The organism is Streptomyces sp. NPDC045701 (assembly GCF_056432045.1).
Genome location: NZ_JBWKJV010000039.1, coordinates 6345 through 19665, shown reverse-complemented (window position 1 = coordinate 19665; position 13321 = coordinate 6345). Strand labels below are relative to the sequence as shown.

The following is a 13321-nucleotide window of genomic DNA, read 5'->3' as shown; positions in this document are numbered from 1 at the left end:
GCATGCCGATCGCCCGCCTGCCGCGGTTGACCGGAACCAATTTCGCCTACCAGCACCTGCCGTTCGACACGTTCCTGGACGACGCGGCCGCACTGGGCCGCGAGCGGCTCGAACTGTGGGGCGTCGCCCCGCACCTGCACATTCCGCAGATCGGCAACGCGGAGGCACGCGACATGCGCCGCCGCATCGAGGTACGTGGTCTCGCGGCGTACTGCCTGACGCCCGAGCAGGTGATGTACCCGGTCAACGTGGCCTCCCCGGTCGACTGGCTGCGCGCGCAGAGCATCGCCATGTTCCGCCGTGCGGCCGAACTCTGCGTCGAGCTCGGCGCGGAGAAGTTGCTGCTGACACCGGGCCGGGGCGGCGAGGACGAGCCGGTGGAGGTGGGCTGGCGCCGGTCGGTCGACGCGATCGGTGACATCGCCGCCTACGCGGACACGTTGGGAGTGACATGCGTCCTCGAACCACTCCAGCGCGTCGAATCGAACCTGGTCAACGACTCGCCCACGTTGGCGGCGATGCTCGACCAGATCGGCGCCGCCCGTCTCGGGGCGGTGCTCGACACGGTGACGATGGCCGTGGCCGGCGAATCCGTCGACGACGCCTTCGCCGCGCTCGGCGACCGCATCCGCCACGTGCACCTGATCGACGGCCGCCCCATGGGACACCTGGCGTGGGGCGACGGCGAACTGCCCCTGGCCGACTACCTGCACGCCCTCGAACGGCACGGTTATGACGGCTGGATGACGTTCGAGCTCTTCGGCGACGGCACGTACGCGCTCGACCCGAGGGCGGCGATGGAGCAGTGTGATGCGGCGGTACGCGCCTAGGGCGTGTCCGGAAAGTCCAGCCTGGCCCTGCGACGCCCGCCGGCTCGCTCGCGGCGCCAGGGGAGCCGGGCACAAAAGGGGCGGCCCATCCCTGTGGCAGTCCGGCAGCCGCCCGAGCGCCACCGAAATCGTTCCGGCGTCCTGCCTGGCGCACAAAGAAGCGATTCTCCGGTGTTATTGACGGACTACCCTCCGTGAGCCATTCTCCGTGCCGGAACGAACGCGGAGACCGGTGCGTCAGGTACCGGTCCCGTGATGATTCCGAGGGGGGAATCGTGTATCCAACCGTCATGCGCGGGCGCAGACCCCTGCGTCTTCGTCGCCTCATGGCCAGTGCCGCCGCCTTCGCCGTGGCCGCCACCGGCGCGCTGGTCTGGGCTCCCGCAGCGTCAGCCGCACCGCTGCCCGGCGCTTCGGCCAGTCCCACGTCGGTCGACCGGTTCGGTACGTCCACCGTGACGCTGACCCTGGACGGCGAGAGCAGCACCCAGTCGACGCCCACCGATCTCGTCCTGGTGCTCGACGAGTCCGGCAGCATCAACGACACGGAGTTCGACCAGCTTTCGAGCTTCGCGGACAGTGTCGTGGAGGCCGTCGCCGACGACGGACTCTTCGCCAACGGCGGCAGGGTGGGCGTCGTCGGCTTCTCGAACGTCGCGGAAAACGTCAGCCCGCTCAGCGACAACGAAACCGCCGTCCGGTCCGCCATCACCAACAACCCCCAGATGCGCAGCACCACCTGTATCTCCTGTGGTCTCGACCAGGCCGGTGCCCTGCTCGGTGCGGACGATCCCCAGCGCAACCAGGTGGTCATCGTGATCACCGACGGCAACGCGAACCCGGGTGACCCCACGGGCCCGGCGGCCACGGCCCTCCAGGGCAAAGCGACGGTGTTCGCGGTCGGCGTCGGCGACGGCGTCAGCCAGGCCACGCTGGAGACGGTCGCGAGCGGCGCCGGATCCGCCAACACGTTCTCGGCGGGCGGCTTCGACGACCTCGCCGACCTCCTGGAGGAACTGGTCGCGGCGGTGTCGGTACCCGGTGCCACGCACCCCTCCGTCACCGTCACTCTGGCACCACCGTGGACGCTGGTCCCCGGCTCCGTGACCGCCAACCTGGCCGGATCGTCGATCGGCGGTGTGACGCCGGACGGCTTCACGTGGTCCCGGGCGGACCTCGGTGACGAGAACCTGGTGATCACCTATCAGGTCAAGCATGTCGGCGCGCCCTGCGGTCCGCTCGGGGTGAACTCCTCCGTGGTCTACGACGATGACGAGAACGCCGCGGTGGCCTTCCCGCCGGTCGTGGTCACCGTCAACTGCGTGCCTCCGGTCGCGGAGGCGGGCCCCGACAAGTCCGTCGCCGAGGGTTCGTCCGTGACGCTCGACGGGTCCGGCAGCCATGACACGGACGGCGTGATCACGTCGTACGCCTGGAGCGGTGCTCAGGCGGGGGTCGGCACGCTCTCCGACACGAGCAGCGCGGTGGCGACGTACGCCGGTCTCGATGACGGAGCCGACGCCGTGACCTTGACCGTGACCGACGACAACGGCCTGGCCGACGACGACAGTGCCACGGTGACGGTGCAGAACGTGGCGCCGAGTCTGTCGCTGACCTCGTGTCCCCTGGCGCCCAGCGCGGTCGGCAGCGATGTGTCGATCGGCGGCACCTTCACCGATCCGGGCACCCTCGACACCCATGAGATGAAGGTCGCCTGGGGTGACGGAACCACCTCGGTGACGCCGGTGACATCTCCCGTCGACGCCGGCCACCAGTACACCGCTGCGGGAATCTACGACATCGCCGTCACCGTGACCGACGACGACGGGGGTTGGGACACCAAGAACTGCGGGTTCGTCGTCGTGTACGACCCCGACGGCGGCTTCGTCACGGGCGGCGGCTGGATCGTGTCTCCGGCCGGGGCCTACCCGGCGGACCCGGACGCCACCGGGCGCGCCAACTTCGGCTTCGTGTCGAAGTACAAGAACGGCGCGTCCGAGCCCACCGGCAGCACCGAGTTCCAGTTCAAGGCGGGAGCCCTGAACTTCCACTCCAGCCATCACCAGTGGCTGGTGGTGGCCGGCAACAAGGCCATCTTCAAGGGCACCGGTACGGTCAACGGCGCGGACGGCTACGGCTTCATGCTCACCGCGACGGACAGCGGTCCGGACAAGTTCCGGATGAAGATCTGGAGGACCGCGGACAGCACGCTGATCTATGACAACCAGATCGGAGCCGGTGACACCGCGGAACCGACGACGGCTGTCTCGGGTGGCAACATCGTGATCCACAAGGGCTGACACGGCAGCCCAGGACACCACCGGCCGGCGCGGGATCCACTTCCCGCGCCGGCCGGCGGCTTTCGTCATCACGCCGACGGGCCTGGACGGAGGGGATCCGGGGCACCGCGACACGGCGGACCGTGCGGCTCCGGCCGGGCCCCGGGCGGGGGGGGAGTCCCCTGGGAGGAGAGGGCACCGCCCGAGGGGCACTCTCATCGGCTGAGGCCGCCCGGGCGGCCGTGCACCGTTCCCCCGACGTGTCGATCCGGACGGTCCCGGGTCAGTCCAGTGTCATTGTGCAGGCGTACGACCAGGCCGGAGCGGAATGCACGCGTCCCCACCAGGTCGCACAGCTGGTGCATGATCCACACGCCCCGCCCGCCGGCCGCGGAAAGAGGATCGGGGCGGCGTCGGCCGATGAGCGGATCGGTCATTCTGCCGCGGTCACGGGTTTCGGCGATCAGGGTGTCGGCCGTACGCCGCAGTGTCCCCCGCCCGCCGCCGTGACGCACCGAATCGCTGGTCGCCTCGCTGACGGCCGGGTCGAGCACAACGGGCTCCCCTTCGGCTGGATCTCTAAGGCCACTGCCCGGCCGCTCGCGCTGGCCCTCGACGACCGGCCCGCCCCTTTGGTCACCGCTGTCCTGCACACTGCCGGTATGTCAGTCCCAGGCGATGAAGAGGACTCCGCCCAACGTTGTGATGCCGTAGAAACGGACCTCACGCCATTCGCCCTCCGTGAGCACTGAGGTGTCCACGCCGGAGAGCGGTGTGGCGAGTCGTTCGCTGCTCAGGACCGCCTTCGCGTCCAACGACCCTTGCGGTGTGGAGGGTCCGGGGGTACACCCGTTCCTCCACCTCACCTACTTCGCCTCCAGCGACGCGGGAAGCGGCATACAGAGCGGCGCGGAACGCCTTCAGTTCAGTCTGGGGAAGCGGGCCGTCCTCCGGCCGGTAGAAACCTGGTCCCCCCACGGCAGCGTGAAGCCGTCGTTCCCCTCGTTGACCATGCCGCTCATTCTGCCTGGTGCGAGGCATATCAGTGTTCAGAGGTCTTGAGCTGGCAGTTCATGCTGCGCGTCGCGGTTTAGACGCCGTTTCTTATGGCTGTCCAGCGAGGAGTCGACGGACATGGCTGGAGGCTTGTCAGTGCCTGCGGCTAGCGTCGCGCCCATGGGCATCCACTGCGAGTACGTTCGTCTGTCCCCTGCCGAGCTGCGGCGGTCGTTAAGTGATCCTTCCTGGGCACAGGATCACATCGATGAGCTGGGCGATGCTTGGGCCGAAGGAGAGCCGCTGCCACCCGAGAAGGCACCGTTCTTCAGCATCGAGAAGGCGTGGCACAAGCTGCACCACCTCCTTGCTGCCCACGGCGGCATGCCGGTCGACGTCATACGACGCCGGGCCGTCCGAGGATCTCCCACTGGCGGTACGCCGCGGTGATCGTCGGCGTAGCGGACGCCAGCGAGGGGGCCAGCTCGCTCTCCCCGGCCAGCAGCGTGGTCACGGTGAGGTCCAGCCGGGGGGCGGAAGAGTTGGTGCGCGGCCAGAGCGCTGCCGCGGGTGGGCGGGAACAGTCGCTCGACGAGCGGCCGGCCGGGGTAGCCTCGGACGGGTGCAGCGCGCGGGCGGTCCTGTTCCGGCGCGCCAGCGGTCGCGGTGTCTCCGGCATGTCAGTGCGCTGAACTTCGCACTGAGGTAGTGCCGGCGGAACACACGGAAAACAAATGCATGCCGAGGAGGACGGCTTTCGGGCCGTTCCCCGACCGGGACCGCGACCGTGAGGTCGCGGCCCCGGCTCATTGAGGGCCGTCTCCGTACACTGCACGCGCGATGACACGTGGTGAGACGAACAGGACCGAGATGACCCGCACCACCCCCGCCCGCCCCGTCAGCATCGAGGCCGTCTTCCCCGAGCTGGCCGCTCACCGCCGCATGGCGACCCGCCTGCATCCCAGGCCCGGGAACCCGGGGCCGCAGGGGAGCTCCGTGGGCGGGCCCCTCCCCTGGCCGGCGGGCGAGCCGTGGCCGATGTGCACGCAGCCGCACCGGCGGTGGTACGGGGACCGTGTGAGTGACGTGCGCCTCCGCAGGCGGATTGAAGGAACCCGCAGTGAGCTAACGATCCGAACCAGAGATTCGGTGGCAGTAGGCCGCGACCTTGTCCAGGATCTCGTCGGCGGTCTTCGTCCAGACGAACGGTCTGGGGTGCTCGTTCCAGTCGGCGAGCCAGGCCCGGATGTCGCGTTCGAGGGCTTGGACGGAGCGGTGGACGCCGCGCCTGAGCTTCTTCTGCGTGAGTTCGGCGAACCACCGCTCGACCAGGTTCAGCCAGGACGCGCTGGTTGGCGTGAAGTGCAGGTGGAACCGTGGGTGGGCCAGCAGCCACTTCTTGATGTCGGGTGTCTTGTGGGTCGCGTAGTTGTCCAGAATCAGGTGGACGTCGAGGCCCTCGGGAACTTCCTTGTCGAGTTTCCTGAGGAACTTCTTAAACTCGGCTGCCCGGTGACGGCGGTGGAGGGAGCCGATCACCTTGCCGGTGGCGACCTGGAGGGCGGCGAAGAGGGTCGTGGTGCCAGCCCGGACGTAGTCGTGACCCCGGCGTTCGGGAACTCCGGGCACCATTGGTAGAACAGGCTGGGACCGGTCCATGGCCTGGATCTGCGACTTCTCGTCCACGCAGAGAACGAGAGCCTTCTCCGGCGGATGGAGATAGAGACCGACGACGTCACGGACCTTGTCGATGAACAACGGGTCGGTGGACAGCTTGAACGTCTGGGCCCGGTGCGGTGCCAGGGCGAATGTCCGCCAGATCCGCGAGACCGTCGACTGTGACATGCCCGTGGCCGCGGCCATCGACCTAGTCGACCAGTGGGTCGCGTTCTTCGGTGTCTCCTCGAGCGTCTTGACGATGACCCGCTCGACGTCGGCATCGGTGATCTTCCGTGGGACGCCGGGCCGTGGGTCGTCACATAAGCCGTCCAGGCCGCGTTCAAGGAAGCCAGAGCCTGGGCCGTCGTCCGGCGACGCACCCAGCTCTCCAGCACAGCCCGCTGGGCATCAGTCACCGACAACGGCGGAATCTTCGGACCCGGACGACTCATACCCAACCAACGACGAACCTTTGACTCAGGTCACTAGGGCCCGTCGTTCGGATCATCTGGGTAGTTGGCCAAGGCTGCTGACTGGAGAGTCGATCGCCGTGCCGATTGTGGCGTGCGCGTCGGCGCGGAGGACTTCCGCAAGACCTCACGGGACCAGTTCGATGTGGGGGTGGGACGGGTCGGCCGGGCAGGCGTGGAGTTGGAGGTTGTAGCCGCCGACGATGTCGATGAGCGTGAAGTTGCCGTCCTGGGCGCCCAGGGGAGGCGGGGCCGGGTCCGTCCGGTCCTCCTCGGCGATCCAGGTCCCGCTGCCGCCGTCCCATTCCCAGGAGGCGATGGTGAGGAGCGGGACCTGCTCGGTGCCGCACTCGGGGCAGGGAAGGGGCTTGGGATCGGTGCGGCTCCAGCAGGTCCAGCCGCCGGTCTTCCAGCCGGGCGCGGTGGAGAGGTTGTTCAGATAGAGCTCGCCCGGGTCGTCCGCGTACGCCTGGTACCGCTCGGGGTCGATTGTCTGCCAGCGGCTCTCGTCGTCCAGCTGGTCCTGAAGCTCATTGCTCAGTTCCGAGGGGTGGGGATATTCGGTGACCTGCTCCGGTGAGAAGAGGCACGGCTGAGGGAGGTAGCAGTCCCGCTGGATGATGGGTGGCTCGGGCGGTGCGTCGAGAACGTCGGTGACGGTGGCGGAGGAGTGCCAGAACAGTGCGGCTTTGGGGCTGGCATGTTCCGCGTGGTCGAAGGGGCACCAGAGGACCTGGAGTAGGTCCGCGTCGGGCGGGCGCGGGAAGGGGATGTCGCGAGCGTAGAGCTGGGCGACGGGGAGGAGGGGGATCGGGCCGTCGAACCACGGGCGGTCCGAGAGCCGCTCCCAGGTGGCCCGTTCCTCGGCAGTCCACTGGGGTGCCTCGGGGTCGAGGCGCCGCCGCTCGGCTGCTGCGGCACGGTCCTGACGGAGGAGCCGGACGTCGTCCGGGGAGTGGACGACCGGCGCCGCGCGGCTGTCGTGCGGCTCGTCGCAGTACGGCCACGGCTCGTTGGCGGGCCACAGGAGCGGCCCCCCGACGGAGCTGTCGTGCACGGTCGGCGACCCGGGGCGCGGGTGCAGTCGGGTCGCCGTGCGCGCCAGCGGGGCCAGTTCAGGGAAGAGCGCGGTGATGTCGAACGGCCGCGGCGGGGTGGTGACTATGGCGTTCATAGCGGTGATGCTGCCAGCAGCGTCTGACAATGGGTGTACCGATCTACGTCATCTGACACTGCACAGCTTCCCTGGGTCAGCAGGCGGACCAGAGGAAGATGCCGGCAATATGGAGTCCGGCCAGGTAGATGGTCGCGGTCTTCTCGTAGCGCGTGGCGATGCCGCGCCACTGCTTCAGGCGGTTGATGCACCGTTCGACGGTGTTGCGCTGCTTGTAGGTCTCGCGGTCGAACGCCGGCGGTCTCCCGCCCCGGCTGCCCCGACGCAGCCGATGGCCACGTTGATCTGCTGGCACGGGGATCACCGCACGGATGCCGCGCTTCCTCAGGTGGTCGCGGATCGCGCGGGAGGAATACGCCGTGTCGGCCATGACTACGTCCGGCCTGGTTCGGGGCCGTCCGCGGCGACGCGGTACACGGAGGCCGGCCATGACGTCCACGAAGGTGGGTGCGTCGCCCGCTTGGCCACCGGTCAGGACGAATGCGAGGGGCCGACAGCGACCGTCGGCAGCAAGATGGATCTTCGTTGTACGTCCCCCACGCGACCGGCCGATGGCGTGGTCGTGCGGCTCGGCCGCTGGCGCCCTTTTTTGCGGGCCCCGGCGGCGTGCTGATGAGCGCGCACGATGGTGGAGTCCACCGAGACGACCCAGTCAAACTCCTTGTCGGCGTCGGCCTGGGCCATCAGCGCGGTGAACACCCGCTCCCAGGTGCCATCGACGGCCCACATCCGCAGCCGGTTGTAGACGCCCCGCCAATTGCCGTACTTCTCCGGCAGATGCACCCACTGCGTTCCCGTCCGGAACTTGAAGGCGATCGCGTCGATCACCTCACGGTGGTCCCGCCAGCGGCCACCCCTCTTCGGCATCCGGTTCGGCAGCAACGGCTCGATCCGCGCCCACTGCGCATCAGTCAACGGCACACCCGGACCAACGACTGACAGATCCAAACGAAACCGCCTAGGTCCTATCGGGCCGATCATGCTGCTCGTCAAGGTGGTCGCGTGGCGCCAGGTTCCGCGGACACGGACGCCGTCCGCCATGCGATGGGCGATCCAATTGTTCATCCCGTGATGGTGCCCGACGGGTCTGCCGGTCCGAAGGTGTGATCATGAGGAGATGGAGCTTTCCGAGCCGTTCAACGTCCTTTCCCTTCGCCATGGCCCCGTGGATCCGGGGGCATGGGGATCGTCGGCGCGGATCCGTCTGATGGTCGACGGGGTGGATGTCGTGGAGACGATCCACCCCGACAGCGATTCGAGTCTCTTCCACGAGATGCTGATCGGCCCGCCCGAAACGTGGCCGCTGAGGGCCGGCGCCGAACCGCAGCGGGTCGAGCTGTCGAACAACTACTGTGACACCGGTTGCTGCGGAGGCGTCTTTGTGACCATCGAGTGGTGTGATGGCCTGGTGGTGTGGACGTGGGAGAACACGGACGACATCCGGGTGCCGCTGCCGCCGGACTCCCACTTCGAGGCCGACCGGTACGACGCCGAGCTGGACCGCTTCGCCGCCGACCACAGCTGGGAGGAGCCGGTCGACACCGCCGCACGCCTCTTGGCCCGGGAGCTGGTCGCTCTCGACTGGTTCCAGCGGTGGAACTGCCTGCCCGAGCCCTGGGGTCTTGGTGTCTCGGTCGGCGACCGTGGCGAGAAGGCCCACATAACGATGCGGTTCCGCGTCGAGGATTCGTTCCTCGTGACGGCGTTTCGCCGCTACACCATGGCGGTCACCGGGAACGAACCCGTCGCGGACCAGGTCCGTCGGTTCATCGAACGTATCGACACCTCCGACCCGCGTTCGGCCGCGCAGCCCGGCTGATCCGCTCCCGGCCCTCTGAGACTGGTATCAAGGTCCGGCAATCAGGACTCGGGACACGATTCGACATCGCTTGGACCACTCCTCACCCTGCCCACAGGAACGACTCGTGCGCGGAGGAACGGAGGAGTCACATGATCGGCCGGACAATCCCTTGTGCCCGCCCCCACGGCGGCATCCGGGGGATGGGCCACCGGGTTGAGGGCCTTCGCCGCCGGAGCGGGTGTCAGGGGAACGAAGGGCTGAGGCGGTGGAGGTACTCGCTCCGTACCTTGCTACGGGTTGGCGGACGGCCAGCGAGACCACGGCAGAACTATTGGAGCGCTGAGGGCGGGCCGAGAAGAGACCGCACCCCAGGATCTGCCGGGCGGCCTGTGGCACGCCCTGTCCGAGCTCCAGCACACCCATCCCGCCCCTGTGGGCCGCGTCGGCCGCTTGCCCGCCCGGTCGGACTGCCGTCCTTCGCCGCGGCCACCGACACCGTCCTCGCGGCCCGCGTGCAGTTGTCCGGCGCGGAGACGATGCACGAGCTGAACGAGACGCTCCGTGCGATCACCGGGGGCATGCCCGCCCACTTCACCGGCCCCGGCGTCGCGCTGGAGGTCACGCTCGGCAGACGGCAGGAGCTCCCAATCCACGCGGCGCACGCTGCAGGCCTCACCCGGCTCTTCCGCCACGCCGACGGCACCATCGGCGCCCGCAGTACGCAGGGGGCGGCCGGTGCCTCCACTGCGACGGGACCGGGCTCGCCCGACCCTCGTGGGAGCCGGCTGCCGGGCACGCTTGAGCGACTCGCAAGAAGAACGCCCCACCCCCCAAGGGCCGCCCTTCTGGCCAGCGCGGGACGCGGGCGGGCGCAAGCACCTCGGAGGCTTACGCCCGTACGGGTGCCGGCTCCGGGCGCAGCGCCGCAAGCGGAGAGCGCCGGCCCTTCTCCACCGTGCGCAGCTGCTCCCAGTCGACCTCCGGGTGTTCGGCGGGCACTGCGTCGACGGACGCGGTGGTGTAGAGCGATGTCGACGGCTCCGGCCCGGCTGGTGCCGAAGCGGACTTCGATCGACTGTGGGGAGCGGACCCAGCCGACCCGGACCATGTGGTCGAAGTCGGCACGTCGCATCCGGAGCCGGGCGGCGGCCTGCTCGGGTCTGAGCGGGGTGTCGGCGGTGATCAGGTCCGCCAGGTCCTCGCGCCGGCAGACCTGGTCGACCTGGCCGGGGTGGTGCAGCGTCCCTGTCCGGGTTCGCTCTCAGGTCGACCAGGAGGCCGCGGTCGACGAACCGCCGCACCACGAACGCCGTCACGTTTCGCCTTTCGGTGATCACTGCGTCGAGTTGCGGCTGTTTCCGCGGAGCTGGTTGTCGGGTCGGCTGCGCTGAGGCATTTCGGTACAGTGCCTGGGTGCTGACTGTCTGGTCGGCGTCTTCCTGGGGGGGATGAGCGAGACGAGGGTTATGCCGGAGCAAGCGAGCCCGCCTGTGATAGCACCGAGCGGGCCTGTGGCCGCGTCGGCCGAGGCGGCGCGGATGGCGGCGGTGCGCCGTTACGACATTCTCGATACACCTCCGGACGGCGCCTACGACCGGGTCGCGGCGCTGGCGGCGCGTCTGTTCGAGGTTCCGGTGGCGACGGTGACGATCGTGGACGAGGACCGGATCTGGTTCAAGGCCACGCACGGCCTGGAGGGTGTCAGCGAGATCGGCCGGGATCCGGGCCTGTGCGCCTCGGCGGTCCTGACGGATGACACCACTGTCATCCCCGACACCCTGCTGGACCCGGTCGCCTGCTCCAACCCGCTGGTCGCCGGCCCGATGGGGGTGCGGTTCTACGCCGCCGCTCCGATCATCACCGCCGACGGGTACCGGCTGGGCACGGTCAACGTCCTCGACACCCGCCCCCGCGAGATCAGCGAGGCGGATTCGGCCACGCTCGCGGACCTGGCGGCGGTGGTGCGTGACCAGCTGGAGCTGCGGCTGTCGGCGTTGCACGTGGTGCGCGCCGAGCAGGAGCGCCGCAGGGTCGAGCAGGAGAAGCGCCAGGCGGAAGAAGAGGCCCGGCAGCGGGCGGAGCGGGACAAGGCGGCCATCGCCGCGTTCGCCTCCACCCTGCAGCGCACCCTGGTGCCTCCCGTCCTGCCCGCGGTACCGGGCCTGGAGCTGGCCTGCCACTACAAGACCGCCTCCCCGCAGGAAGTGGGCGGCGACTTCTACGACGTCTTCCCCGTCGGCGGGGACCGGTGGGCGTTCTTCCTGGGCGATGTGTGCGGCAAGGGCGCCGAAGCCGCCTCGGTCACCTCACTGACCCGCTACACGCTGCGGGCCGCGGCCCTCGTCGACGCGGACCCGACGGCCGCGCTGAACGCCCTGAACACGGCGCTGCTGCTGGACGCGGCGGTGGGGACGCGCTTCTGCACCGCCATCTTCGGCGTGCTCGATCCCGCCCGGGATGGCGGTTTCACGGTCACGCTGGCCACCGGCGGTCACCCGCCCGCCTACCACCTGAGCCCCACCGAGGAAGGCCGTGTGCGGGTGGAGGCGGTCCGCGCCGAGGGCGGCATGCTGGTCGGCGCGATCGCCGAAGCCGCCTTCGCCTCACGCACCCTGCACCTGGCACCCGGCCAGGGCCTGCTGCTGTACACCGACGGGCTGACCGAGGCCCGCACCGCCGATGGCCACATGCTCGACGACACGGGCCTGCTCGACTTCCTGGCCCACCGGCCGACGCCGGTCAGTGCCGGCTCCCTGATCGGCGACACCGTCGCGCTCCTGGACACCCTCCCCGACACCGAACGCGACGACGTGGCGCTGCTGGCCCTGTCGGTCCCCACTGCGGATGCCGCTCCGGCCGGCATCACCACCACCGTCCACAGCGCCGCCGCCCCGACCGCCGACGTCTTTGTCGGGCAGGAGAACCGACGCCCATGACCGACGCATTCCACATCGATGTCCCGCACACCGACGGGACCCTGGCCGTGATTGCACTGTCCGGCGATTTCGACATCGCCGCCGCACCCGCCGTGCGGGGCCGCGCCCTGGAACTCATCTCCGGCGGACACCCCGACCTGGTCGCCGACCTGGCGGGCGTCACCTTCTGCGACTCCTCAGGACTGGGCGCCCTCGTCGGCATCTGGCGCTGCGCCAAGGACGCCGACGGCTCCCTGACGCTGGCGGGCATCCCCGACCGGCTGGGCCGCCTGCTCAGCGTCACCGGGATGGCCACCTTCCTGCCCGCCTACCCCAGCGCCCAGGCCGCGCTCGCCGCCCGCCAAGGCAACCGCACCACCGCCTGAAACCTCTCGCTCGCCAGGGCGGCGCCAACAGCTGGCTGGCACTGCGCGGGCCGGCCTTTCCTCCCGCTGGGCACGGGTGCATGGCTAAGCGCGCGCCGCGACCAACGTACGGGTCGCGACGCGCGCTTCATCCGCTCCGCCACGGCGCTACACGTCGAGCCGCGGCGTGCAGCGCACCAGATGCTGCCTTTTCCCGCCGGGTTAGATGGGACTCGTCGTAGGGGTCGTGGCTGCCGGACTTGGCCAGCCCACGGTTGATCAAGTAGCCGACGGTCAGGATCAGGATGTACAGCCATGCCCTGTCGGCGCGGAAGTAGTCGGCGTGCCCGTCTTCGGTGCCCACGACCATGGAAGCGATCAGTACCGCGACCACGGAGGCGAGGTAGATGAAGAATTCGGTCGTCTTCAGAGCCGACTTCGTCTCGGTCGACACGCAACGGGCACGGTGCGCGACAGGGCCGGTGCCGGCAGGATCGTTCGGGTTGCCGGCCGGGGTTCCGATGTTGATGGCGTCAACATCAACGCTCCCAGCCCGCGACTGCCCCCGGCTCGTCGTGGTGACGGTTCAGTTGCGCACAGCGGCGTGGCCGTGGCTCGGCTGCCGGACGTCGTGGCCTTCGAAACGGTCACTGAGCTGCGCCCTCGCTTACTGGCGCTGCTGGCCCTACGCCGAACTGGTCGGCGGGCCGCAAGTCGACGACGGCGTCGCCCTGACCACCGAACTGTCGCGGGGGGGGGGGGGGGGGGGGGGGGGGAAGGGGAGGGGGGGTGGGGGAGGAGAGCGAAGAAACAACATCGGGAGGAGGGAGCG

The 13321-nt window shown here is 69.4% G+C and carries 10 protein-coding genes and 2 pseudogenes; 6 read left to right on the top strand and 6 right to left on the bottom strand.

The genetic code is table 11. The features are described 5' to 3' along the window. Positions 1-2: 2 nt before the first annotated feature. Positions 3-830, top strand: a complete 828-nt coding sequence (locus tag AC07DW_RS27820) for a sugar phosphate isomerase/epimerase family protein (RefSeq protein ID WP_478860427.1) — start codon at positions 3-5, stop codon at positions 828-830. 326 nt (positions 831-1156) lie between these two features. Then, the gene (locus AC07DW_RS27815; RefSeq protein ID WP_478860426.1) at positions 1157-3130 is read left to right on the top strand and encodes a VWA domain-containing protein; all 1974 of its coding nucleotides are present in this window, start codon (positions 1157-1159) and stop codon (positions 3128-3130) included. 194 nt (positions 3131-3324) lie between these two features. Here AC07DW_RS27815 and AC07DW_RS27810 read toward each other — a convergent pair whose 3' ends face one another. After that, positions 3325-3663, bottom strand: coding sequence for a hypothetical protein (locus tag AC07DW_RS27810; protein ID WP_478860425.1), 339 nt, complete (start codon positions 3661-3663; stop codon positions 3325-3327). Positions 3664-4243: 580 nt separating this feature from the next. Here AC07DW_RS27810 and AC07DW_RS27805 point away from each other — a divergent pair. Continuing rightward, complete coding sequence (locus tag AC07DW_RS27805; protein ID WP_478860424.1) at positions 4244-4555, top strand: DUF1877 family protein; 312 nt, start codon at positions 4244-4246, stop codon at positions 4553-4555. On the opposite strand, the gene AC07DW_RS27800 is transcribed toward AC07DW_RS27805, so the two are convergent. The 4 genes and pseudogenes from AC07DW_RS27800 to AC07DW_RS27785 all read right to left on the bottom strand — a co-directional run bounded on the left by AC07DW_RS27800 (position 4503) and on the right by AC07DW_RS27785 (position 8389). Further along, positions 4503-4784: a hypothetical protein gene (locus tag AC07DW_RS27800; RefSeq protein ID WP_478860423.1), complete on the bottom strand. Its 282-nt coding sequence runs from the start codon at positions 4782-4784 to the stop codon at positions 4503-4505. The two genes, AC07DW_RS27805 and AC07DW_RS27800, sit on opposite strands and share 53 nt — an antisense overlap. Positions 4785-5230: 446 nt before the next feature. Next, positions 5231-6112, bottom strand: a pseudogene (locus AC07DW_RS27795) (IS630 family transposase); the annotation flags it as partial. Between the two features lie 249 nt (positions 6113-6361). Further along, a complete protein-coding gene (locus AC07DW_RS27790) occupies positions 6362-7408 on the bottom strand; it encodes a hypothetical protein (RefSeq protein WP_478860422.1) in 1047 nt (348 codons plus the stop codon). A gap of 76 nt (positions 7409-7484) precedes the next feature. Next, positions 7485-8389: pseudogene (locus tag AC07DW_RS27785) on the bottom strand (IS5 family transposase). Between the two features lie 226 nt (positions 8390-8615). On the opposite strand from AC07DW_RS27785, the gene AC07DW_RS27780 reads away from it, so the two are divergent. The 3 genes from AC07DW_RS27780 to AC07DW_RS27770 all read left to right on the top strand — a co-directional run bounded on the left by AC07DW_RS27780 (position 8616) and on the right by AC07DW_RS27770 (position 12510). Continuing rightward, positions 8616-9227 carry a hypothetical protein gene (locus AC07DW_RS27780; protein WP_478860421.1) on the top strand — a complete coding sequence of 204 codons (612 nt, stop codon included), beginning with the start codon at positions 8616-8618 and terminating at the stop codon, positions 9225-9227. A 1493-nt stretch (positions 9228-10720) separates the two neighbouring features. After that, positions 10721-12145: a PP2C family protein-serine/threonine phosphatase gene (locus AC07DW_RS27775; RefSeq protein ID WP_478860420.1), complete on the top strand. Its 1425-nt coding sequence runs from the start codon at positions 10721-10723 to the stop codon at positions 12143-12145. Beyond that, positions 12142-12510, top strand: a complete 369-nt coding sequence (locus AC07DW_RS27770) for an STAS domain-containing protein (RefSeq protein ID WP_478860419.1) — start codon at positions 12142-12144, stop codon at positions 12508-12510. Before AC07DW_RS27775 ends, AC07DW_RS27770 begins: the two co-directional genes overlap by 4 nt. A gap of 127 nt (positions 12511-12637) precedes the next feature. Here the strand turns inward: AC07DW_RS27770 and AC07DW_RS27765 are convergent, their stop codons facing one another. Then, positions 12638-12943: a hypothetical protein gene (locus AC07DW_RS27765; RefSeq protein ID WP_478860418.1), complete on the bottom strand. Its 306-nt coding sequence runs from the start codon at positions 12941-12943 to the stop codon at positions 12638-12640. Positions 12944-13321: the final 378 nt, after the last annotated feature.